Here is a 23,034-nt window from a genome sequence, read left to right as displayed (position 1 = left end):
CCCCGGAATCCATGCTGTGCGCCAAATATTCATCAGCTATAGCCACCAGGACGAAGACTGGAAGAACCGTGTTGTCAAACAGCTCCGCGTGCTTTCCCGCGCCGGCCTGGACAGCTGGGATGACCAACGCATTGACGCTGGCGATGACTGGCATCCAGAAATTCAACAAGCCATCGAGCGTTGCGATGTAGCGGTATTGCTGATTTCGGCTGACTTTCTTACCTCGTCATTCATTCGCGATCAGGAAGTCCCGCGGTTGCTGCAACGGCGTCAAGAGCAAGGCATCCGGGTGATTCCGCTGATCGTCAGCCCCTGCCAGTGGCGGCGCATCGACTGGCAGGAAGGGATACAGGGCCGGCCGCGCGACGGCAAACCCCTGTCGGGCATGAGCCAACATGACGCTGACCTTGCGCTTTCCAACCTGGCAGGTGAGATCGCCGACCTGCTGCTAGCGCCGCCGCCCGGCACGCTTTCTTCGCCAGAGGCCGAAGCGCCTGAACAGCAAGGGACGTCAAGCGCCACGGGCCAGAACGCCCCCATCCGCACCGACCTCACCCACCTCCCCGCCGGCGCCGCCCACTTCCTCGGCCGCGAGCACGAACTCGCCGCCCTCGACGCCGCCTGGGCCTCTGCCGGCAACACCGCCCTGGTCGAACTCATCGCCCCTGGCGGAACCGGCAAAACTGCGCTGGTCAAGCGCTGGTTGGAAAGCCTCAAGCAGGACAATTGGCGCGGCGCTCGCCGGGTATTTGCCTGGAGCTTCTACAGCCAGGGCAGCGGCGACGAGCGTAACGCCTCGGAAGACGTGTTTCTTGCCGAAGCCATCCAGTGGTTTGGTGTTTCAGTCGCCGCCAGCCTTAACCCCGCCGACAAGGGCCGGGCGCTGGCGGAAGCCATTGTCGCCCACCGCTGCTTGCTGGTGCTGGACGGCCTGGAGCCGCTGCAACACCCGCCTGGCCCGCTGGCTGGCGAGCTGCGCGCGCCTGGCCTTAAAGCCTTGCTCACCCATCTGGCTACCGCCGGCCGCCCTGGCCTGGCTTTGCTGACCAGTCGGGAGGCGCTGAAAGATTTGGACGAATGGGCCAACAGCCCGAGTGTCCAACGCATCGACCTTGGCAATCTGAGCGACAGCGACGGCGCGGCCCTGCTGCATGCCGAAGGGGCCAACAAGGCCGGCAGCGCGCCCATCGCCGCCGACGATGCCGAGCTTCTGCACGCCAGCCGGCAGGTCAAGGGCCATGCTTTGACGCTGAGTTTGCTGGGCAATTATCTCAGACGCGCACATGGCGGTGACATCCTGCGCTGCGGTGACGTGGATTTTGCCAAGGCCAGCCAGAAAAGTGGCGGCCATGCCTTCCGTGTCATCGCCGCCTATGAGCATTGGCTTGCGGGGAACGGCGGCGAGAGTGCGCAAGAACTGGCTGCCCTGCGCCTGCTTGGCTTCTTCGATCGCCCGGCCTCCCCGGAGAACCTGGCTGCGCTGCGCGCGGCCCCGGCCATCACCGGCCTGACGGAAGCGCTGCAAGACATTGATGACACAGACTGGCACATAGCGCTATCCAATCTCGCCGACAGCCGCCTCGTTGAGCATGACGCAGACACCGGCCGCCTGGACGCCCACCCCCTGCTGCGCGAATACTTTGCCGCTACGCTGAGCAAAAACCAGCCTGAGGCCTGGCAAGAAGGCCATCACCGGCTGTACCAGCAACTTAAAGACAGCGTGCCTCATCACCCGGAAGGCTTGACCGGCCTGCAACCGCTTTATCAGGCGGTGGTGCATGGTTGTCGGGCGGGGTTGTATGAAGAGGCGCGTACCGAGGTGTATCGCGACCGCATTTTGCGCGGCACGGGGCCGGACGGCGCCTATAGCACCAAGAAGCTCGGCGCCTTCGGCACCGACCTGGGGGCGCTGGCCTGTTTCTTCGCAGAACCCTGGCAGCGGCTGGCGCCAGGCTTGTCAGCAACTGCCCAAGCCTGGCTGCTCCACCAAGCGGCCTTCCGTCTGCGCGCCCTGGGCCGGCTGGCGGAAGCGCTGGAGCCGATGCGGGTTTCGGGTGAAATGTATGTTCAAGTCGCTCAATGGAAAGGTGCTGCCATCATCTACAGCAATCTTTCCGAACTGCAACTGAGCCTGGGCCATATCGCGCTGGCCGTGGCTGACGCCGAACGCTCGGTGGACTACGCCGACCGCAGTAACGATGCCTCTTACCGCATAATCTTTAGCACCACCCTGGCCGATGCCCGCCACCAGCAAGGCGAGCGGGAAGCCGCTCGTCGCGGTTTTGCCGAGGCCGAGGCCATGCAGGCGGAGTTTCAATCCCAGTACCCGCTGCTCTACTCGCTGCAAGGCTTTCAGTATGGCGAGCTGCTGCTGGCCGAGGCCGAGCGGGCCGCCTGGGGTGGGCCGGCGGCGGGAGTGGGTAGCGAAGACTGTGCAGAAGTGGCGCAGCGGGGCCGGAAAATGTTCGAGTGGCGCGTTCCTGGTGATTCACTCCTCAGCATCGCCCTCGACCACCTCACCCTCGCCCGCTGTGCCCTCTACGCCGACCTGCTGCACGGCCGCACACCCGGCGAGGACGCCCAGCAGCACACCGAAGCCGCTGTCACCGGTCTGCGTCAGGCTGGTGTTGAAGAGTTCATCGTCCTTGGCCTCCTCACCCGCGCCTGGCTACGCCACTGCCTGCACGACCTCGCCGGCGCGCAAGCCGATCTCGCCGAAGCTCAGCGCATCGCCGAGCGCGGCGGCATGAAGCTCCATCTCGCCGACATCGCCCTGACCCGCGCCCGGCTGTTTGAGGACACAACTGAACTGGCCAAGGCCCGTGCGCTGATTGAGGAATGCGGCTACGGACGACGCTTGCCGGAGCTGGAGGATGCCGAGGCGGCTGGCTGGGCTCAGTGACTGAGGGGGATTAACCGCCCCGCCGCTGACCACCCGCCCCCGGCGGGTGATGCCGGGTTTTATGGTCTATTTGCCCCAATCAGCAAAAACCCCCGCGAGTCACCCACGGGGGTTTTTGCTTGGCCCAGCGGCGGGTTGCCCGCCCGCTGTCCGCGGTGGACACGCCTGGATTCCCGCCTGCGCGAATGACTCGGTGGGGTGCGGCGAGGGGTTTGAACCCTTGTGTTTCAGCATGACTGCCTACTACAGAATCCCCACCCCAGAGATTTCCCGCGCCAGGGTGGCGGCGGCGTTGTCGGTCATGGCGCCGATCCAGTCCAGCACGCGCAGGTACGCGGTGTAAGGCGTGTCGTGTTCGCCAATCTGCACATCCTGCAACAAGCCCAGCTGGATCTGCTGGCGCGGGCTGAGCTCGCCGTGACTGACGCGGGCGTGCACCGCCGGCATCACCGCGTCCAGCAGCGCCGCCAGGCAGGGGTAGGCGGCCACTTCGGTGACCAGCTTGGTGCGGTGGCGGTAGATTTTCTGGCTGGCCAGCTCTTTGGCGGCAATCAGCACATCGCGCACCTCGGCGCGGCACACGGCAATCAGGTCTTTGGCCGGAAACTGGCCGGTGAGCAGGTCGTCATGGTGGGCCATGAAGCGGTCGGCCACTTCGTTGACGCAGCGGCCCACCACCGCGCCGCGCATCGCCGCGCAACGCTGCTGCGGGCTGTCGGCGCTCCACACCCGCGCAGGGTCGATCAGCGGGCTCATCAGTTTTTCGAATTCCAGCTCGTGCAGGATGCCGATTTCGGTGGCGTCTTCCAGATCGACAATGGCGTAGCAAATATCGTCGGCGGCTTCCATCAGATAAGACAGCGGGTGGCGCGCCCAGCGGCGCTCGCCCAGGCGGATCAGCCCCAGCGCCTCGGCGGCGGCCTCGAAATACGGCAGCTCGGCGCAGTAGATATTGAACTTGCCATCGCGCGGCGAGCCCAGCGCCGTCCACGGGTATTTCACCAGGCTGCCCAGCGCCGCGCTGGTCAGGCGCATGCCGCCGCTGTCGGCGTACATTTCCAGCGTGGCCACCATGCGCAGGCCGTGGGCGTTGCCCTCGTAGGTTTGCACATCGCAGCGCTCGGCCTCGCTCAGCCCGTGCAGATAATGCGCGTGCGCTGGCTGGCGAAACCAATCGCGCAGGGCGTCTTCGCCGGTGTGGCCAAACGGCGGGTTGCCGATGTCGTGCGCCAGGCAGGCCACCTGCACCACGCTGCCGATGTCAAACGGCGTATAGCCGGCCGGCAGCTGGCCGCCGGCCTGCAACATGGCGCCCACCCGGTTGCCCAGGCTGCGGCCCACGCAGCTGACTTCCACGCTGTGGGTCAGCCGGTTGTGGGTGTGGTCGTGGCTGGCCAGCGGGTGCACCTGGGTTTTGCGCCCCAGCCGGCGAAACGCCCGCGAGAACACCACGCGGTCGTGATCGACATGAAATTCGGTGCGCAGCCCGGCCATGGCGTCGGCGTCGCCGCCGGCCTGCGGGATGATCTGCCCGCCCTGACGCTGAAAACGCTGGGTGGACAGCAGTTGTGTCCAGTGCATGCGGCTTGGGTTCATGGTGGGGCTCGGCATCAAAATGGCTCAGGCTGAGGAAGGCGCTGAACAAAGCGTCATTCCCGCGCAGGCGGGAATCCAGGGTGTTGATTTGGCTGGGTTTTGTTTTTGGCCAACATGGTTTTTTTGAATCAACCCGCGCCTGCTCAGATTTCGTCCAGCGCGGCGCCTTGCAAGTGGCGGGTGTCGGCCCAAAGCTCAATCTGCCAGCCGTCGGCGTCGCGGCGCAGCCAGTTCAGCGCGGCGTTGGGAATCAAAAAATCACGCGGGTGGCTGCTGGGCAAGTTGTAAACATGGCGATAAATAATGTCCAGCACGCCGCCGTGGGTGACCACCAGCCAGGTTTGCCCGGCCGCGCGCGCCGCCAGCGCATCCAGGCAGTCCATCACCCGGTGTTGATGATCGACAAACGATTCGCCGCCGTCCTGCGGTCGCCAATCCGCCGGGCCGCTGCGCAGCAGGGCAAAATCTTGCGGGTGCTGGCTGCGCGCCTGATCCGGCGTCAGCCCCTGAAAACAGCCGTAGTGGCGCTCGCGCAGCGCCGGGGTGTATTCCACCGTCAGCGTGGGCTGCCGCGCCAGCAGTGGGGCGACGGTTTGCCGGGTGCGGGTCAGATCGCTGCACAGGCAGCCGGCAAAGTCATGCGCAGCCAGGCCGGCAATCAGCTGGCGGGCCTGGGTGTGGCCGGTGGGGTTCAGTGGGATGTCCAGATGGCCTTGCAGCCGGCGCGCGGCGTTCCAGTCGGTTTCACCGTGGCGCACCAGACACAGGCGAAGGGGGGCGGATGTGCTCATACGCTGGATGATAACAAACCTGACCAGCATGCCGCACGCGCGCCCTGCATCTGGTGGGCATGTCGTTTCGCTACAAGATCAGCGCCCGGCCTCAGCGCTAACCTATGCCCTGACAGCCGCTTAGAGCGGCTAACAAAACCCTCCTGGTGTGATTGCGCGACTGTGCGGCCACAGCCGGCGCGGTGTTTTGTGAGCGACGCTCGGCACGGCACACCGCGCGCGTGTCGCCATGCCCTTACTTTGCCCGGAGCTTTGCCATGTTTGCCACGTTTGCGGTGGATTCCTGCCTGAATGGACAGGCGGCCGATTACCCGTATCGGGATCATTTTCACACGCCTTGCCCTGGCCAGCCGCCGGACGCGCAGGCGCTGTTGCAGGCTTTTATTGGCGCACCACCGGCCTGGGCGCAGGCGCTGATGCGCGCACGCAACCGGCTGATGGCCCCGCTGGGCCTGAAAACCGCAGAGTTACCCCGCCAAGCGCCGCAGGCGCGCGTGGGCGAGGCGGTGGGGGTGTTTTGCGTGTGGCATGCCGGGCCGGACGAGCTGCTGCTGGGCCAGCGCGACCGCCATCTGGATTTTTGCCTGTGGCTGGGCGTGCGCGCCGGGCGCTTGCATCTGTATACCGGCGTGCGCCCGCATCACCTGGGCGGCTGGCTGTATCTGGCGCTGGTGTGGCCGTTTCACTGGCTGATTGTGCGCCGCAGCCTGGCGCGCATGGCCGCACACTACTCGGAGGCAGCATGCTGAGCGCCACCGCCGCGCTGCGTGCGCTGGCGCTGGGCGATGGCGCCGCCAGCCAACTGCTGGAGGCGCATGTGGCGCGCATTGCCCAGCACAACCCGCGCATCCGCGCGCTGGTGACGCTGGACATCGAGCGCGCCCGCGCCGCCGCGCAGGCGGTGGACGCGCTGCCATTGGCCGAGCGCGCGCGCCGGCTGGCGGGCGAGCAGCCGCTGCTGGGCCTGCCAATCAGCATCAAGGACGCCTTTGCCACCCAGGGCTTGCGCACCACCAGCAGCCACCCGCCGCTGGCGAATTATCTGCCCGCTGCCGACGCCACTCTGGTGGCGCGGCTGAAGGCCGCCGGGGCGATTGTGCTGGGTAAGAGCAATTTGTCTGAACTGGCCGGCGACCCGCAATGCTGGAGTCCGCTGTTTGGCCCCACCCATAACCCTTGGGACCTGAGCCTGACGCCGGGCGGCAGTTCCGGCGGCAGCGCGGCGGCCATCGCCATGGGCTTTGCCGCGCTGGAGCTGGGCAGCGATATTGGCGGCTCCATCCGCATTCCGGCCGCCTGCTGCGGCGTGGTGGGCTTCAAGGCCAGCGAAAACCGCCTGCCGCGCACCGGGCATATTCCGCACCTGCCCGGCCAGCCGCGCAGCGTGCGCCATATGCTGTCGTTTGGCCTGCTGGCGCGCACGGTGGCCGACGTGGCGCACGCCATGCCCAGCCTGGCCGGCGCCGATGGCGAGGATCAGGAAGTCCCGCCGCTGCCGTGGCGGCCGCAGCCCCCGCTGACGCGGCCCTTGCGGCTGGCCTGGTGCGATGATTTTGCCGGCCTGCCGCTGTGCCCGCGCACCCGCGCCGGGCTCACGCAGGCGCTGGCTGGCGCGCGCGCCGCCGGCCATCAACTGCTGCGCCGCCAGCCGGCCGGCCCGCCGCTGGCGCAGGTGTGGCGGGCGTTTGGCGTGCTGGCCGGCAGCGAAATCGGCCTGGCCCTGCCCGCCCGACAACGCTGGCCGCTGGCGCTGCTGGCTGGGCTGCTGCCGGCCAGCCAGCCGATTGCGCAAGGCTTTGCCCAAGGCGCGCGGCTGTCGCTGCGCCGGCAGCAATGGGCACTGGGCGTGCGCGACGCCTGGTTGCGCGCGCTGGAAAGCATGCTGTACGAGGTGGATGCCTGGCTTTGCCCCACCCTGCTGTGCACCGCCTGGCCAGCCAGCCCGCCGCCGCGCCATGGCGGCCTGCCGGCGCCGCTGAATATCGGCGGGCGGCGCGTGCCCTATCTGGAAGCCACGCTGAGCCTGACCAGCCTGTTTTCGCTGTCGGGCAGCCCAGTGCTGAGCCTGCCGGTGGGGGTATTGGATGGCGTGCCGGTGGGCGTGCAATTGGTGGGGCGCAAATGGCGCGACGAGGCCCTGCTGGCGATGGGCGAGTCACTGGCCAGCGCCTGGCCGGCGATGCCAATGCCACCGGGGGCGCAGGTGGACGACTGAGACGCTCAGCCCCCGCGCACCATGACCCTGCGCGGGGGCGGGCCGACAACGCGGACGGCGACTGTACCGGCCGGCTGCCTGCTTGTGAGGGGCTCGATTGTTTTTATCTATGATAATAAGATAAACAATTAATTTTCCCTGTGGCAGACAAACCGGCATACTGGAACCGATTACCCTTCCTCCGGTCATCTCCCCGGTGTCCGCGCCATCATGGCGCGCCGACCGCACTGTGCATCCCAAGGAGCATGTCATGTCACTGTTTTCCCGACTCACCCTCGCCTGGCGGCTGACGCTGGGCTTTGGCCTGGTGCTGGCCCTGATGGTGGGCATCACCCTGACCGGCATCCAGAAGGTCAATTTCATCGACCGCAGCTTGCAGCAAGTCACCGACGTCAACGCCGTCAAACAGCGCTACGCCATCAATTTTCGCGGCAGCGTGCACGACCGCGCCATCGTCATGCGCGACGTGGCGCTGGAAACCGACCCGGCCCGCCACCCGCCCTTGCTGAGCGAAATCACCCGGCTGGAGAAGTTTTACCAAGAATCCGCCGTCGAGCTGGACCGCGCCATCGCCCGTGACGGCGACCCGGAAGAACAGCGCCGCTGGCAAGCCATCCAGGCCATCGAGCAGCGCGCCCAGCCCTTGGTCAAGCAGGCGCTGGCTCATCTGGAATCTGGCCGCCATGACGACACCCGCGCCGTGCTGATGGGCGATTTGCGCCCGGCCTTCACCGACTGGCTGGCGGCGATCAATGCGCTGATTGACTACGAAGAACAAAAAAGCCAGCAAGTCACCCCGCTGGCGCGCGCCGTGGCCAGCCAGTTTCAAACCCTGATGCTGGCGCTGTGCGGCGTCAGCCTGGTGATTGGCGCGCTGGTGGCGCTGGGCATCACCCGCCAGCTGCTGCGCAGCCTGGGCGGCGAACCGGCCGAAGCCGCCGCGCAAGTCACCCAGATGGCCAGCGGCGACCTGCGCGCCAGCATCCGCGCCCGCTACCCGGACAGCATGCTGGCGGCGGTGGCGCATATGCAAACCCGGCTGAAAACCCTGCTCACCGGCATGCTGGACTCGTCCGGCGAACTGGACCAGCGCGCCCGTCACGTCACCCAGGCCGCGCAAACCGCGCAACAAGCCGCCCAGCGTCAATCCGACGCCAGCGCCGGCGCCGCAGCCAGCATCGAGCAACTGACGCAAAGCATCGAGCAAGTGGCGCAAATTGCCCGCCAGACCGAACACAACTCCGGCCAGACCGCCGAGCTCTCGGAAAACGGCCGCCAGGCAGTGCGCACCGCTGCCGACGAAATCGGCCGCATCGCCCAGGCGGTGCAAGGCTCGTCGGCGCATATGCGCGCGCTGCGCCAGCGCTCGCAAGACATCGGCAGCATCGCCAGCGTGATTGGCGAAATCGCCGACCAGACCAATCTCTTGGCGCTGAACGCCGCCATCGAAGCCGCCCGTGCCGGCGAAACCGGCCGGGGTTTTGCCGTGGTGGCCGACGAAGTGCGCAAACTGGCCGAGCGCACCACCAGCGCCACCGCCGAAATCGGCAAGGTGATCGAAGAAATCCAGCGCGACACCGAAACCGCCGCCCGCACCATGGACCGCGCCGTGGAACAAGTGGATAACGGCCTGGCCCGCGCCACCGACGCCACCCAGGTGCTGGAGCACATCCACCGGCAAGCGCTGGATTCGCTGGCGCGGGTGCGCGACGTCGCCCAGGCCACCGACCGCCAGGTGAGCACGGTGAACGAAATCGCCGGGCATATCGAGCAAATCGCCCAGATGTCGGGCGAAACCAGCACGCTGATGCAACGCAGCAGCCAGGCCGCCGGCGAACTGGAACACATCGCCGTCACCCTGCGCGAGCAGACGCGGCAGTTTAAGGTGAGTTGAGCGACGCTAAGAGCCGCTCACAACCCCCCCTGGCGTTGTTGTGTGACCTTGCCGTACTTGTTGTACTGTCTGCGGTCACACGCCTAGCGGGCCGCTTCGCTGAGTTTTGTTAGCGGCTCTAAATAAACAACGCCCCAAAAAAACAGGCCCCGGCAGCGTGCTCGGGGCCTGTTTTTTTGGGGTGAAAATGGCTTAGCGGCCGCCAATGCGTGCGTAATACGAGCGCTCTTCCGCCATCAAATCGCCTTGCGTAGGCGCTTTTTGGTGCAGGCCATAACTGGTGGAAACGGCATTGGCGCCAAATGCCTGAATCAAGGATTGGCGCATGGCCATGCGATATTCATTCTGACTCAGATACCGGTTTGCTTCTGACAGCTGGCTGATGTTCACGCCCGCATTGTCATGCCAGTACACGCTGCCATCCTTGTACAGCACCGCCAATATCTGATCGCCCCGGCGAAACACCGTGTCAGCTTCCATGTTCATCTGCTGAGTCATTTCAGCCTGGCGGGCTTGCGTATCATAAGCCGCAGCCAGATCGGCATCATTTTCTTGCCTGCGCGCAGCCAGTGCTTTGCCTGCTTCAGTGTTAAGCCATTCCTGATTGGAGTACAGCAAGGGCGCATCAGCCTGCGAGCCATCTGCCCGTCGGGAAGGGTTGCTGGTTAATGCGCTGAAATTGCCTTGGGATGCGGGGGAAATCTGCATGGTGACAGTCCTTTTGTGTAAGAGCCGCTCACAAAACACTCCTGGCGTCGTTGCCCGACCTTGCCGTACTTGTTGTACTGTCTGCGGTCGTGCACCTAGCCAGAAACGCTGCGCTGGGTTTTGTGAGCGACTCTAAGTACATACGCGCTGAAAACTGGGTAAGCTGAATGTGCTAGATAGCCGCGCACGGCTCAAAGTTGATAGCCCGTGGTGTTGATAATTATGTACACAGAAATATTGCCAATTATTTTCATGACATCAAGATGGACGCCGCTGCAAAAATTGCCGCAAACATGATCTTGGCTGGCCATGTCATTCAAGAAAAATAGTTTTTATTTCTATTGGAACATATAAATTTTACTCATGCTTTTTTGCTGAGATTTAAAATATTTGTGTTTAATTTTTTATAGGGTAAAGCAATGATGGCATTCCCTATAACGAGTGTCAATGAGTAGTATTACTCTAGTAAAATTACGAATTTTCCGTGCTTGAAACGGTGAGTTGACACCAAGCCGCCCGCCAGAAGGCGGGCGGCTATTTGTGTGCTGTGGTGTGCGGCAGCGGTTTTATGCGGACCCGGCGCGAGAAAAGTCCACCCGGTTCCATTCAATTGCCCGCCGCCGCCAATGCGCGTCAATCGCCTGCGTGAAATCCGGGCGCACCAGCTTGGCGCGCGCTTCACACCACAAAGCCGACTCCTGGCGCACCACCACACCTTCCAGCGGCCCCGGCCGATAACAGCTGGGTTGATCCAATAATTGCCGCAAGGCCGCCAGCGAGGTTTGGCCATGCGCCCGCTGCGGCGTGGTCACCAGCCCCGCCGCCATGGCCAGCGCATTGCGTCGCGGCACACTCCAAAAACGGCCAGCGGCGCGGTCGTACACATCAAACAGCAAAAACCAGTCAGGCAAGGCCGGATAATCCAGCGAATGCCGGGCGGCGCACCATTCGCCAAACAGCATCAAACTTGGCGTCAACGCCGCATGCAGCGCCGCGCCATGCTGCGCCAGCCATGCCGGCAAACGCGCAAACTGCCCACTATGCGGGTCAGCCAGATATTGCCCCCGATTCTGCGCGCGCAATTCGCCATCCGCCGCCAAAGAAAACCCCAGATTGGCGCCATCCAGCTTTTCTTCCACCACCACCTCGCCCGCCAGCAAGGCTTGGGCTTGCGCGGCGGACAACACTTTGTCGTCGCGCGGCGAACCCGCGCCCAGCCAGGCCAGATGAGGAGTGTGTGGGAAGCGGAAAAAATCGGACATGGTTTTATCGTTTTTAGGATGATGGTCGTGACTGGCGTTGCTTTTTCTCAGCGTGCTTTTGACGTGACCAGGCTTCGATAATTGGCTCCAGCAACACTTGATGCTGATGCAGAGCATCCTCCCAGTCATGCCAATCGGTGTCGCCGGCAAATGCCACACATCCTTCGCCATATAATTCATGGGCAGCCAGGGCCGTCGCCACTATTTTTCTGTCTGCGGGGTCATGCACCAGCGCTAAAGTGGGCGGCAAGAGGCCATGCCCGTCAGCGTCATAATCCACCGGCACGAGGTCTACGGCACACATGTCCCATTTGTGCTGAACGACTTGAGGGCCAAAATCATAAAAGCCAAGCTTGTTTTGGTATTCTTCAAAAATCTTTCCAGCATCATCCAGCACCAGATGGGCTGAACTTTGCTGAAACTGAACCAGCCAATGCCATACTTGCTTACGCAGCGCCGGATCTGTCGGCGTGGCGTCAATGTCTTTGGGGTGCTGTGGGTCTGCCGCGCTGGCGGCGATGAGCACATTGGTGTCCACCACATAGCGCGCTCTCATGCTTGCCCCGCTTGCTCACGCGCGGCTTTCTGGCGGGCAAACATCCGGCTGGCCTGCTCGCGGGTTTCGCCCAAGGCATCACCAAAAAAGCCATCTGGCCAGTTTTTCACGCGGCCAAATTCGTCCAGCTCTAATTGGCGCAATGTGGCGGGTGACGGGGTTTTGTGTTCGGCGGCTGGCTGGGCTTCGCGCTCGACAAAATACATGGCCACGCTATCCGGCGTGACTTCTTCTCTGGCCATCAAGGTTTGCATGCGGCGGAACAGATGCTCAGAATGGGTTTCCACAATAAATTGCACTTTGCGCTCTTGACTCACCTGGACAAACAACTCGGCCAGCACCGCTTGCGCCAAGGGGTGCAGATGGATTTCGGGTTCTTCCAGAATAATGGTGCTGCCCGGTGCGGCAAAATACGCCACCACCAGCACCGGCAACACTTGCGAGACGCCAATCCCCACATCACGCAGATTACTCGCTACCCCATCACGATGAATAATCAGTTCGTAGCGGTTAGCGCGCCCTTGCTGGCGCACTTCCAGTTTGTCCGCCACTTTCATGCGCGCCAACCAGCTGGAAACGCCATTTACTACGTAGTTTTGTTCTTCACCTTTCAGCAAGGCGCTGGCCAGCAACACATCCACTGCGCGGCTGCCATCCACCCCGATGTCTCCCGGTTTGGTTCGGTTCCAGGGGTAGTCCCGCTCGGGTTTGCGCCGCAAGGGGCCTAAATAGCTGATGGACTCCAACTCACGGCGAATGGCCAGGCTAAGGTCTTCAAGCAATGGGCCATCGTGCTCAAGCGCAGCAATCGCATCTGCTGAAAATGCGATGGAACGTTCAGGGGCATAATTGCGGCCTTTGCAGCGAGGCTGAGTTTCCTTGTCCACCATAATGGAGTATGCCCCTTTTTCACGGCGAATTGCACGGAAACAGCGCCTACCAGTAGTCAACCACAAATCTTTAACTATGGCTCTGCCAGAGGAGTCTTGGACATAGGTGCAATCAAATGTGTTAATATCAACACCCATGCCATTGTTTTTATGAAATTCAAATGTGATAATGAACTGACGTAACCCTTCGACACCCTGATAAAGTACATCATTAAATCTGCCAAAGTTGAAAAAGTCGTTTACTTCATCACCACTAAGATTCAGATGCATCTTCCGATCAGGAGATTGTGCAGTTTGTTTGAGTAGCAGCAAACTCTGAATTAGAGTTGATTTTCCGGAGGAGTTAGTGCCTAGTAACATGGTCACTGGCTTCAAGTCAACTCCATCCATATGCTGCCATGCTTTAAAGTTGGTAAGTACAAGATGAGTAAACACCAGATTTTATTCCTTGTGCATGAGTTGAAAGATGATAACCTAGGTCAGTTACACTGGCTTGATGTCAGTGGTGTAAAACCTGTGCAGCAAGCCTGTACAGCACAGCCAGCAAATCACGCTGGAAAAATTCTCGCTCAAATTTCTGGCATGCGCCAGCGCCGCTTGCCCACTCCATCGTATAATCCCCGGCTTTCCCGTCACTTTCTGCCCGCAATGACCACCCCCGCCGAACTGAAGCGCGCCCTTGATGAGTGTATGGCGCGCGACCGCCATGCTTTGTTGTCCCGCATCCGCCAATGGGAGCAGCGCCGCCGTGAGGGCAAGCCGACCGACCGGCTGGCGGGCGAGCTGGCGCAGGCGGTGGCGCGTTCAGCGGCGCGGGCGGCTGAGCGGCGCGCGGGGCTGCCGCAGCCGGAGTTCGACCCGGCCTTGCCGGTCAATCAGCGGCTGGACGAGCTGCGCGCGGCGATTGAGCGCCATCAGGTGGTGATTGTCTGCGGGGAAACCGGCTCGGGCAAAACCACGCAGCTGCCCAAGCTGTGCCTGGCGCTGGGGCGGGGCGTGCGTGGGCTGATTGGCCACACCCAGCCGCGCCGGCTGGCGGCGCGTTCGGTGGCGTCGCGGATTGCCCAGGAGCTGAAATCCACGCTGGGCGAGGTGGTGGGCTTCAAGGTGCGCTTTACTGAGCGCAGCTCGGACAAAAGCTATATCAAGCTGATGACTGACGGCATTTTGCTGGCGGAAACGCAAACCGACCGTTATCTGACGGCTTACGACACGCTGATTATCGACGAGGCGCACGAGCGCTCGCTGAATATTGATTTCCTGTTGGGCTTTCTCAAGCAGTTGCTGCCGCGCCGGCCTGACCTGAAAGTGATCATCACCTCGGCCACCATCGACGCCGACCGCTTCAGCCAGCATTTTGACGGCGCGCCGGTGATGGAAGTCTCTGGCCGCACTTTTCCGGTGGAGGTGCGCTACCGGCCGCTGGACGAGCGCGACGAAGACCAGCACGAGCTGGATATGGAGGCGGCGATTGTCGAGGCGGTGGAAGAGCTGGCCCGCCACGGCCCTGGCGATATTCTGGTGTTTTTGCCCGGCGAGCGGGAAATCCGCGACACCGCCGAGCAGCTGCGCAAGGCGCGGCTGAGCGCGTATGAAATCCTGCCGCTGTTTGCTCGTTTGTCCAATGAAGACCAGCAAAAGATTTTCCGGCCCTCGGGCGGGCGGCGCATTGTGCTGGCCACCAATGTGGCGGAAACCTCGCTGACCGTGCCGGGCATCAAGTATGTGATCGACACCGGCCTGGCGCGCATCAACCGCTACAGCCCGCGCGCCAAGGTCGAGCAGCTGCTGGTGGAAAAAATCAGCCAGGCGGCGGCGCGCCAGCGCGCCGGCCGTTGCGGCCGGGTGGCGGCCGGGGTGTGCATCCGGCTGTATTCCGAGCAGGATTTCAACGCCCGCCCGGCGTTTACCGACCCGGAAATTGTCCGCTCGAATCTGGCGGCGGTGATTTTGCGCATGGCGGCGCTGCGGCTGGGCAAGGTGGATGAGTTTCCGTTTTTGGAGGCGCCGTCGTCGCGGCTGGTGGCCGATGGGTATCAGCTCTTGCACGAGCTGGGCGCAGTCAGCGAGCGCGGCGAAATCACCGAGCTGGGCCAATCGCTGTCGCGCATCCCGGTAGACCCGAAAGTGGGCCGCATGTTGCTGGCTGGCGAGCAGTTTGGCTGCCTGCGCGAGATGCTGATTCTGGCCTCGGCCTTGTCGATTCAAGACCCGCGCGAGCGGCCGTTTGACGCCCGCGAGGCGGCCACGCGGGCGCATGCGCGCTTTAGCGACGAGAAATCGGATTTTCTGTCGTTTTTGGCGCTGTGGGACTTTTTTGACGAAGCCCTGCAAAACAAAAGCTCCAACCGCCAGCTGATCCAGCTGTGCCACACGCATTTTTTGTCGCACCTGCGCATGCGCGAATGGCGCGAGCTGCACGCCCAGTTAAGCCAGATTGCCGATGAACTCAAGCTGCGCCGCAATGAACTGCCGGCCACTTACGAGCCGCTGCACAAGGCGCTGTTGACTGGCTTATTGGGCAATGTCGGCATGAAATCGCTGGAAGGCGACGATTATCTGGGCGCGCGCGGCATTCATTTTCATATCTTTCCCGCCTCTGGCCTGAAAAAAGCCCGGCCCAAATGGCTGGTGTCGGCCGAGCTGACCGAAACCAGCAAGCTGTACGCCCGCTGCGTGGCCAGCATTCAGCCGGAATGGCTGGAGGCGCTGGCGCCACATCTGGTCAAGTACCATTACTTTGAGCCGCATTGGGAAAAAGCCCGCGGCGAGGTGGTGGCCAGCGAGCGGGTGACGCTGTACGGCCTGAATATTGTGCCGCGCCGCATGGTGTCGTATGGCCGGGTGGCGCCGCAGGAGGCGCGCGAGATTTTCTTGCGCGAGGCGCTGGCCAATGGCCAGCTGAGCACCCAGGCGCCGTTCTACCGACACAATCAGGCGCTGATTCGCGACATCGAACAGCTCGAACACAAGGCCCGCCGCCAGGATGTGCTGGTGGACGAGCAAACCCTGTTTGATTTTTACGCCGAGCGCGTGCCGGCCGAGGTGTGCACCGCCGCCGGCTTTGACGCCTGGCGGCAGGACGCCGAGCGCAGCAACCCCAAGCTGCTGTATCTCACCCGCGATTACCTGATGCAGCACGCCGCCAGCCATATCACCGAGGACCAGTTTCCGCCCAAGCTGAGCACCCCGGACGGCGAGCTGACCTTGCGTTACCGCTTTGAGCCCGGCCACGCGCTGGACGGGGTGACGGTGGACGTGCCGCTGCCGCTGCTGAACCGGCTGAACCCGGCGCAGCTGGAATGGCTGGTGCCGGGCATGCTGCGGGAAAAACTCGCCCTGCTGATCAAATCCTTGCCCAAGGCACTGCGCCGCGCCTGCGTGCCCGTGCCGGACAGCGTGACGCGCTTTCTGGAGCGTCAGCCGGACGGCCAGGTGGCGCTATTGCCGCAGTTGGCCTTGTTTGTGCAGCGCCTGGTTGGCGCGCCGGTCAGCGTGGCCGACTTTAACCCGGACACCCTGCCGGCGCATGCGCACATGAATATCCGCGTGCTGGACGACGGCAAGCAGGAGCTGGGCATGGGCCGCGATTTGCTGGCGCTGCAACGCCAGTTTGGCGACGTCGCCCAGCTGACCTTCCGCGACACCTCGCTGGATTTCGAGCGCGATTCGGTCACCAGCTGGGATTTGGGCGACCTGCCGGCCACGCTGAAATTTGCCCGCAACCGCCAGCAGCTGACCGGTTTTCCGGCGCTGGCGGTGGAAGACGACCGGGTGGCGCTGCGCTTGTTCGACACCGCCCGCACCGCCGACGCCGCCATGCGCGGCGGGGTGATTCGCCTGTTGCAATACGCGCTGAAAGAGCAAATCAAGCAGTTGAACAAGGGCCTGCCCGGCAATTTCACGCAAACCGCCATGCTGCTGCGCAACCTGGGCCACGCCGACGGCCTGCTGGCCGACGCCATCGCCGCCATTTGTGATCGCGCCTTTATTGGCGAAGACCCGCTGCCGCGCACGGAAAAAGCCTTTAACGAACAAAACAAACGCGCCCGCGCGCGCCTGCCGGCTGTCACCGAGGCCGTCAGCCGCTATCTGGCCGACATCGCCGCCGAATACCAAAAAACCCTGAACCAGGCCGAGCGCCACAAGCTGGGCCCGGCGCTGCGCGCCGAAATCGGCCAATTGGTCTACCCCGGCTTTTTGGCCGCCACGCCGTGGGACAAGCTGGCGCATCTGTCGCGCTACCTGAAAGCCAAGCAGCTGCGCATGGACAAATACGCCGCCAACCCCAGCCGTGACGGCCAGCGCGGCGCCGAAATCGCCCAGCTGTACAAACAATGGGAAGCCAAACTGGCCGAGGCGGAAGCGCTGGAAGGCGCCAGCCAGGGCCTGAAAGACTTCCGCTGGCTGATTGAAGAACTGCGCGTGTCGCTATTCGCCCAAGAGCTGAAAACCCCGTTCCCGGTGTCGCTGAAACGCCTGCAAAAAGCCTGGGGCGAGATCGAGGAAAACCGGCGCTGAGCGGCGCCTTGCCCGGCCGGGTGTGCGTGGCTTATGCCCAAACCCACAGGAAGCACCCGGCTTGCACGTTAATTTCAATATATGGATATGGCGAATTGGTTTATGCGCTTGCTGGCGCTTGCGGTAAAGTGCCAGCCTGCCAGAGCCAAACGCCTCTGACTGTATCCCTTCCGCGCGCCGGCTGCCGGCCCGCCTGACCGAACCTTGCTTGGAAAGCTGCAACCACCATGGCGATTGACATTCCTGACTCCCGGCTGACGCATCTGAAGCAGCTTGAAGCCGAATCCATTCATATCATCCGCGAAGTGGCCGCCGAGTTTGATAACCCGGTGATGCTGTATTCCATTGGCAAGGATTCCGCCGTGATGCTGCATCTGGCGCTCAAGGCGTTTTATCCGGGCAAGCCGCCGTTTCCGCTGCTGCACGTGGACACCACCTGGAAGTTCCGCGACATGATCGCCTTCCGCGACAATGTGGTGAGCAAATACGGCCTGAAGCTGTTGACCCACACCAATCCGGCCGGCGCCAATGGTGAAATCACCCCGTTCACCCACGGCAGCGCCAAGTACACCGACCTGATGAAAACCGACGCGCTCAAGCAGGCGCTGGATTTGCACGGCTTTGACGCCGCCTTTGGCGGCGCGCGCCGCGATGAAGAAAAATCCCGCGCCAAAGAGCGGGTGTACTCGTTCCGCGACAAAAACCACCGCTGGGACCCAAAAAATCAGCGCCCGGAGCTGTGGAACATCTACAACAGCCAGGTGAACAAGGGCGAATCCATCCGCGTGTTCCCGCTGTCCAACTGGACTGAGCTGGACATCTGGCAATATATCTACCTGGAAAACATCGACATCGTGCCGCTGTATTTCTCGGCGCCGCGCCCGGTGGTCAACCGCGACGGCCTGCTGGTGATGGTGGACGACGAGCGTTTGCCGCTGAAAGAAGGCGAAACCCCGGAAATGCGCTCGGTGCGCTTCCGCACCCTGGGCTGTTATCCGCTGACCGGCGCGGTGGAATCCACCGCCGCCACCCTGCCGGAAATCATCCAGGAAATGCTGCTCACCCGCACCAGCGAACGCCAGGGCCGCGCCATCGACCATGATCAGTCGGGCTCGATGGAAAAGAAAAAAATGGAAGGCTATTTCTAAGGCTGCGCTGAACCGCCCGTGATTCCCGACGGGGCTTGACCGTGGCAAACCCGTGTTTTGCCCCGTCAAGCAGCGCACCCCAAGCCCGGCGCAGCGTGCGCCACGCCATTTACCGGATTGCCGCCGCCGCCCGACACGGGCGACGGCCACACAGTAGAGAACCCGATCATGTCCCACCAGTCCGAACTGATTGCCAGCGACATTCTTGGCTATTTGAAGCAACACGAAAACAAAGACCTGCTGCGCTTTATCACCTGCGGCAACGTCGATGACGGCAAATCCACGCTGATTGGCCGCCTGCTGCACGACTCCAAACTGATTTTTGAAGACCACCTGGCCGCCATCGCCAAGGACTCGCAAAAGTACAACACCACCGACCAGGAAATCGACTTGGCCCTGCTGGTGGACGGCCTGCAAGCCGAGCGCGAACAAGGCATCACCATTGATGTCGCCTACCGCTATTTCAGCACCGACCAGCGCAAATTCATCATTGCCGACTGCCCAGGCCACGAGCAGTACACCCGCAATATGGCCACTGGCGCTTCCACCTGCGACCTGGCGGTGATCCTGATCGACGCCCGTCGTGGCGTGCAAACGCAAACCCGCCGCCACAGCTTTATTGTTTCGCTCTTGGGCGTGCGCCATGTCATCGTCGCCGTCAACAAAATGGACCTGGTGGACTTCAGCCAGCAGGTGTTTGACGACATCCGCCGTGACTATCTGGCCTTTGCCGAAGGCCTGAACATCCCCGACATCCGCTTTGTGCCGATTTCCGCGCTGCGCGGCGACAATGTGGTCAGCGCCAGCGAGCGCGCGCCGTGGTACAACGGCCCGACGCTGATGAACCTGCTGGAAACCGTCGAGCTGGAAAGCGACGCCCCGCTGGCCGCCTTCCGCCTGCCGGTGCAATACGTCAACCGCCCCAACCTGGATTTCCGTGGCTTTTGCGGCACCATCGCCGCCGGCCACATCCGCCCCGGCGACACCGTGCAAGCCCTGCCCGGCGGCAAAACCAGCAAGGTGAAAGCCATTGTCACCGCCGACGGCGAGCTGCCCTACGCCCACGCCGGCCAGGCCGTGACGCTGACGCTGGAAGACGAAATCGACATCTCGCGCGGCGATATGCTGGTACACGTGGGCGAAACCGCGCCGAAAGTGGCCGCCACGCTGACCGCGCATCTGGTGTGGATGGACGAAACCCCGCTGACCCTGGGCAAGGAATATCTGTTCAAGCTGGGCGGCAAAAAAGTCACCGGCCGGGTCAGCGCTATCGACGCGCGCATCGACGTCAACACCCTGGCCGCCAGCGCCGCCAGCGAGCTCAAGCTGAACGAAATCGGCCGCGTCACCGTGGCGCTGAACGCCGCCGCCGCCTTTGACGCCTACACCGCCTGCCGTGGCACTGGCGGCTTTATCATCGTGGACCGCATCAGCAACGCCACCGCCGCCGCCGGCATGGTAATCGACGCGGTGGCCGACGCCAGCCAGCACAGCGACGCCGACGAACTCGCCCGCCTGCGCGCCTTTGAAGTGGAGCTCAACGCCCTGGTGCGCCGCTACTTCCCGCATTGGGAAGCGAAGGATATTGTCAGCAAGTTGGCGTGAGCTTGCGGAAAAAAGCCAGGCAATTACGCAACGCTACCAAGTTTTAATGGCCATCCCCGTATTGGCGGGGATGGCCATTTTGGCTTTTGCAATCGAATATCAAGCAGACACCGGGCGCGCCAGAATCACGCCGCAGGTCATCAGGGGGCGGGCTGTGGTGGATCAGCCAATGCGCTGTTTGGGTAGAAAGTGGCATTGCCGGGGCTGTCCAGGGCAAGCTGATCGGTCATCTGGTGTGCCTGCGGACCAAAACTCAGCAAAACACACGCGGTAATCTTGGTTTCATTCCAGCTGTTGGGAAAGAACGTCGAGATTTTCAACTTGTTATTGGCAAGTTGCCCTCGCTGCTTGGTCCACTGTTTGTACACCGTGTTTGGCCCAATCCCGACCGGATTGGTCGGTCCCACCCCAACCGAGGTGGCACCGGCGCCCAGTGCCTTGCTGTGGTAGCCGGTCGGCGGTGCACCGCCACCTCCCCGCATGACGTGGTCACGCACGGCCGTCCAGGTGGCTTGATGGTCACGGACAGAGTTCAAAATCTGTACCCGGCTTTGATTGCTTTTTTTCTTCCAGCCATGGCTGTAGCGTTTGACTGCTGCCACATAATTGGCATTGCATTCGGCTTCCGCGTCTGTCACGGCCTGGTCCGTCACTCTTTGCAGCGTCACGGTGCCTTGGGCAGTGAATGCCGGGGCGGAAACCCTCCGCATTGACACACCCGGCACAGTACGCAGCTGGCTGGCCTTTGCCCCCATCACATCCGCCTCGTGTTCCAGCCCGGCATCATCATTGACCGGTACGCCGCCTTTCATCTGCCGGGTTGGCTTCACCCGTCCCTGGGCCTGTTGCACCACATGCCATGCTTCGTGCGGCAGGTGCTTTTCCTGCCCCGGTGCCACGTGAATATCCGTACCTTGTGCATAGGCCAGCGCATTCAGTTGGGCGGGCTGCGAAGAGTTGTAATGCACGCGCACCTTGTCCAGCGACAATCCAGACAGGGATTCAATCCCGCTCTTGAGCTGGTTTGGCAGGCCGGTGTGATTGAGGGCGGTGGTCTGGTCCTGTCGTGGTGCGCTGGGCGACGTGGCAAACTTGCCCTGAACCTGCAGTTTTTCTTCTTCAGGTGATGCGGCTGGGTGGGCTTTGTGCTGGCGTGGTTCTTCTTCGATCACCTGGCGTTGGACGCTGTTGTCCATGGCCTGCTGAAGCTGGCGTAGCTGTGTGGCCTGCTGGCTGTGTCGGGCGAGCTGGGCGAGACGCTGAACAGTGACACCGCCAGCGCGATGATCGGTAAAACCAGCTTGCAGGCTGGCTTGCCTGGCGGGTGTGGCTGCCGGTGTGTGCTGTTCGCGGCTGATTTTGGCTTGGGAAGAGCGCAGCATGCTTGTTTCCTGTCGCGAGACTGCATCGTCCTGGATACAGTGGCGAAGCAAAGTGGAGAACACATACACTTGGAGCCGCTGACAACACGCCCTTAGAGCCGCTAACAAAACCCTCCTGGCGTCGTTGCACGGCCTTGCCGTACCCGTGTGCTGTCTGCGGCCGCGCGCCTAGCCAGGAGCGCTTCGCTGAGTTTTGTTAGCGACTCTTAATGTTGTTGCACGACCTTGCTGCACAGCCTGTACTGTCTACGGTCGCGCGCCTAGTCAAGAGGGTGTTGTGGGCGGCTCTTATGGCATACAGGGCAAGACTCACGAGGTGGTCTTTGATGCCAATAGTATTGTTGTATCACGCCTTGTGGCTGGCACGCCATGATGATCAGCCATTCTGTATCAGTCATGCCGGTCATGTGAGTTGGCCTTGCCACACCTGGCGTAAGAGCCACACACCAGCCCCTCCTGGTGTGCTCCGCGACACGCCCCGCCAGGACGGCAATAGTGCGTGTTGTGAATAGCGTAAGAGCACGGTGCGGTTGAAATCCTGACGGCTGCCATCCATATACAGAAATGCAGCGTACCCGGTATTCGCCGGGGCTTTTTGCGTTGGCAGGCAGCGAAACTTTTTGTGCTGACTGCCGACACACGGTTTATCTTGTCCATTTTATTGTGCGGAATTGCCTGCGATGAACATCAAACGTGTTGTGTTATTTCTTGCCACCAACCTGGCGGTAATGCTGGTGCTCAGCCTGGTGGCCAGCCTGCTGGGCTTTGGCCGCCATGGCGGCCTGGGCTCTTTGCTGGGGCTGGCCATGGTGATGGGCTTTGGCGGCGCTTTTATTTCGCTGTTCATGTCGAAAATGATGGCCAAGTGGTCTACTGGCGCCGAGATCATCGACCAGCCGCGCAACCAGACCGAAGCCTGGCTGGTGGACACCGTTGCCCGCCATGCCCAGCGTGCTGGCATTGCCATGCCGGAGGTGGCCATTTATGAGGGCGAGCCCAATGCCTTTGCAACGGGGCCATCGCGCAATAATTCGCTGGTGGCGGTGTCCACGGGCTTGCTGCACAGCATGAATCAGGAAGAAGTCGAGGCGGTGATTGCCCACGAAGTGGCGCATGTGGCCAATGGCGACATGGTGACGCTGACGCTGATTCAGGGGGTGGTGAATACTTTTGTGTTTTTCCTGGCGCGGGTGGTGGGCTCGGTGGTGGACAGTGCCTTGCGCCGCGACAATGAATCGTCCGGCCATGGCATTGGCTATATGGTGACGGTGTTTGTCTGTGAAATCGCCTTTGGCATCCTGGCCAGCATGATTGTGGCCTACTTCTCGCGCCAGCGCGAATACGCTGCCGATGCCGGCGCGGCCCAGTTGATGGGGAACACTCGCCCAATGATCAATGCCCTGCGTCGTCTGGGTGGGGTGGATGCCAACGATCTGCCCAAAGATATGCAGGCAATGGGCATTGCCGGCGGCGCGGCATCGCTGTTTGCCAGCCATCCCAGCCTGGAAGAACGTATCGCCGCACTGCAACAGCAATAAAACCCATCACGGCGGTTACGCCACGT

Annotated in this window: 15 protein-coding genes; 8 read left to right on the top strand and 7 right to left on the bottom strand. The window is 62.5% G+C overall.

What is annotated here, in order from left to right; translation table 11 throughout:
- Positions 1 to 16: 16 nt before the first annotated feature.
- Complete coding sequence (locus DFR34_RS11375) at positions 17 to 2,902, top strand: TIR domain-containing protein (protein WP_110391277.1); 2,886 nt, start codon at positions 17 to 19, stop codon at positions 2,900 to 2,902.
- Positions 2,903 to 3,145: 243 nt separating this feature from the next.
- Here DFR34_RS11375 and DFR34_RS11370 read toward each other — a convergent pair whose 3' ends face one another.
- Positions 3,146 to 4,513 carry a deoxyguanosinetriphosphate triphosphohydrolase gene (locus DFR34_RS11370; RefSeq protein WP_245906877.1) on the bottom strand — a complete coding sequence of 456 codons (1,368 nt, stop codon included), beginning with the start codon at positions 4,511 to 4,513 and terminating at the stop codon, positions 3,146 to 3,148.
- A 128-nt stretch (positions 4,514 to 4,641) separates the two neighbouring features.
- A complete protein-coding gene (locus DFR34_RS11365) occupies positions 4,642 to 5,289 on the bottom strand; it encodes a histidine phosphatase family protein (RefSeq protein WP_110391275.1) in 648 nt (215 codons plus the stop codon).
- Positions 5,290 to 5,546: 257 nt separating this feature from the next.
- On the opposite strand from DFR34_RS11365, the gene DFR34_RS11360 reads away from it, so the two are divergent.
- The 3 genes from DFR34_RS11360 (at position 5,547) to DFR34_RS11350 (ending at position 9,398) form a co-directional block, all read left to right on the top strand.
- Complete coding sequence (locus DFR34_RS11360; RefSeq protein WP_110391274.1) at positions 5,547 to 6,038, top strand: DUF2867 domain-containing protein; 492 nt, start codon at positions 5,547 to 5,549, stop codon at positions 6,036 to 6,038.
- Positions 6,032 to 7,504, top strand: coding sequence for an amidase (locus tag DFR34_RS11355; RefSeq protein ID WP_110391273.1), 1,473 nt, complete (start codon positions 6,032 to 6,034; stop codon positions 7,502 to 7,504). The genes DFR34_RS11360 and DFR34_RS11355 overlap by 7 nt, the downstream gene beginning before the upstream one ends.
- A gap of 250 nt (positions 7,505 to 7,754) precedes the next feature.
- Positions 7,755 to 9,398 carry a methyl-accepting chemotaxis protein gene (locus tag DFR34_RS11350; RefSeq protein ID WP_110391272.1) on the top strand — a complete coding sequence of 548 codons (1,644 nt, stop codon included), beginning with the start codon at positions 7,755 to 7,757 and terminating at the stop codon, positions 9,396 to 9,398.
- 192 nt (positions 9,399 to 9,590) lie between these two features.
- Here DFR34_RS11350 and DFR34_RS11345 read toward each other — a convergent pair whose 3' ends face one another.
- The 4 genes from DFR34_RS11345 to DFR34_RS11330 all read right to left on the bottom strand — a co-directional run bounded on the left by DFR34_RS11345 (position 9,591) and on the right by DFR34_RS11330 (position 13,249).
- Positions 9,591 to 10,145, bottom strand: coding sequence for a hypothetical protein (locus DFR34_RS11345; RefSeq protein ID WP_158281802.1), 555 nt, complete (start codon positions 10,143 to 10,145; stop codon positions 9,591 to 9,593).
- A 527-nt stretch (positions 10,146 to 10,672) separates the two neighbouring features.
- Positions 10,673 to 11,368 carry an RNA ligase family protein gene (locus DFR34_RS11340; RefSeq protein ID WP_110391270.1) on the bottom strand — a complete coding sequence of 232 codons (696 nt, stop codon included), beginning with the start codon at positions 11,366 to 11,368 and terminating at the stop codon, positions 10,673 to 10,675.
- Positions 11,369 to 11,381: 13 nt separating this feature from the next.
- Entirely contained in the window at positions 11,382 to 11,924 is a 543-nt protein-coding gene (locus DFR34_RS11335; protein WP_110391269.1) for a hypothetical protein, read from the bottom strand.
- The gene (locus DFR34_RS11330; protein ID WP_110391268.1) at positions 11,921 to 13,249 is read right to left on the bottom strand and encodes a DUF3696 domain-containing protein; all 1,329 of its coding nucleotides are present in this window, start codon (positions 13,247 to 13,249) and stop codon (positions 11,921 to 11,923) included. Before DFR34_RS11330 ends, DFR34_RS11335 begins: the two co-directional genes overlap by 4 nt.
- A 213-nt stretch (positions 13,250 to 13,462) precedes the next feature.
- Here DFR34_RS11330 and hrpA point away from each other — a divergent pair, with 213 nt between their 5' ends.
- From hrpA to cysN, 3 genes are all read left to right on the top strand, one after another.
- Complete coding sequence (hrpA, locus tag DFR34_RS11325; RefSeq protein WP_110391267.1) at positions 13,463 to 17,335, top strand: ATP-dependent RNA helicase HrpA; 3,873 nt, start codon at positions 13,463 to 13,465, stop codon at positions 17,333 to 17,335.
- A 227-nt stretch (positions 17,336 to 17,562) separates the two neighbouring features.
- Complete coding sequence (gene cysD / locus DFR34_RS11320; RefSeq protein ID WP_110391266.1) at positions 17,563 to 18,483, top strand: sulfate adenylyltransferase subunit CysD; 921 nt, start codon at positions 17,563 to 17,565, stop codon at positions 18,481 to 18,483.
- A 168-nt stretch (positions 18,484 to 18,651) separates the two neighbouring features.
- Positions 18,652 to 20,088 carry a sulfate adenylyltransferase subunit CysN gene (gene cysN / locus DFR34_RS11315; RefSeq protein ID WP_110391297.1) on the top strand — a complete coding sequence of 479 codons (1,437 nt, stop codon included), beginning with the start codon at positions 18,652 to 18,654 and terminating at the stop codon, positions 20,086 to 20,088.
- 140 nt (positions 20,089 to 20,228) lie between these two features.
- On the opposite strand, the gene DFR34_RS11310 is transcribed toward cysN, so the two are convergent.
- Positions 20,229 to 21,470, bottom strand: a complete 1,242-nt coding sequence (locus DFR34_RS11310; protein ID WP_211309381.1) for an eCIS core domain-containing protein — start codon at positions 21,468 to 21,470, stop codon at positions 20,229 to 20,231.
- A gap of 686 nt (positions 21,471 to 22,156) precedes the next feature.
- Between DFR34_RS11310 and htpX the strand changes: the two genes are divergently transcribed.
- On the top strand, positions 22,157 to 23,008 hold the full coding sequence (gene htpX / locus DFR34_RS11305; RefSeq protein ID WP_110391295.1) for a protease HtpX: 852 nt from the start codon (positions 22,157 to 22,159) through the stop codon (positions 23,006 to 23,008).
- Positions 23,009 to 23,034: the final 26 nt, after the last annotated feature.

Origin of the sequence: Rivihabitans pingtungensis (genome assembly GCF_003201855.1) — a bacterium.
Taxonomy (GTDB): Bacteria; Pseudomonadota; Gammaproteobacteria; order Burkholderiales; family Aquaspirillaceae; genus Rivihabitans; species Rivihabitans pingtungensis.
Note: the sequence above shows the minus strand (reverse complement) of the source record. Positions and strands in the feature narration are given on the sequence as shown.

Excerpts from the sequence above, each read along its gene's own strand:
- DFR34_RS11370 (WP_245906877.1), bottom strand. The coding sequence starts at position 4,513 with ATGCCGAGCCCCACCATGAACCCAAGCCGCATGCACTGGACACAACTG.
- DFR34_RS11365 (WP_110391275.1), bottom strand. The coding sequence starts at position 5,289 with ATGAGCACATCCGCCCCCCTTCGCCTGTGTCTGGTGCGCCACGGTGAA.
- DFR34_RS11360 (WP_110391274.1), top strand. The coding sequence starts at position 5,547 with ATGTTTGCCACGTTTGCGGTGGATTCCTGCCTGAATGGACAGGCGGCC.
- DFR34_RS11355 (WP_110391273.1), top strand. The coding sequence starts at position 6,032 with ATGCTGAGCGCCACCGCCGCGCTGCGTGCGCTGGCGCTGGGCGATGGC.
- DFR34_RS11350 (WP_110391272.1), top strand. The coding sequence starts at position 7,755 with ATGTCACTGTTTTCCCGACTCACCCTCGCCTGGCGGCTGACGCTGGGC.
- DFR34_RS11340 (WP_110391270.1), bottom strand. The coding sequence starts at position 11,368 with ATGTCCGATTTTTTCCGCTTCCCACACACTCCTCATCTGGCCTGGCTG.
- DFR34_RS11335 (WP_110391269.1), bottom strand. The coding sequence starts at position 11,924 with ATGAGAGCGCGCTATGTGGTGGACACCAATGTGCTCATCGCCGCCAGC.
- hrpA (WP_110391267.1), top strand. The coding sequence starts at position 13,463 with ATGACCACCCCCGCCGAACTGAAGCGCGCCCTTGATGAGTGTATGGCG.
- cysD (WP_110391266.1), top strand. The coding sequence starts at position 17,563 with ATGGCGATTGACATTCCTGACTCCCGGCTGACGCATCTGAAGCAGCTT.
- cysN (WP_110391297.1), top strand. The coding sequence starts at position 18,652 with ATGTCCCACCAGTCCGAACTGATTGCCAGCGACATTCTTGGCTATTTG.
- DFR34_RS11310 (WP_211309381.1), bottom strand. The coding sequence starts at position 21,470 with ATGCTGCGCTCTTCCCAAGCCAAAATCAGCCGCGAACAGCACACACCG.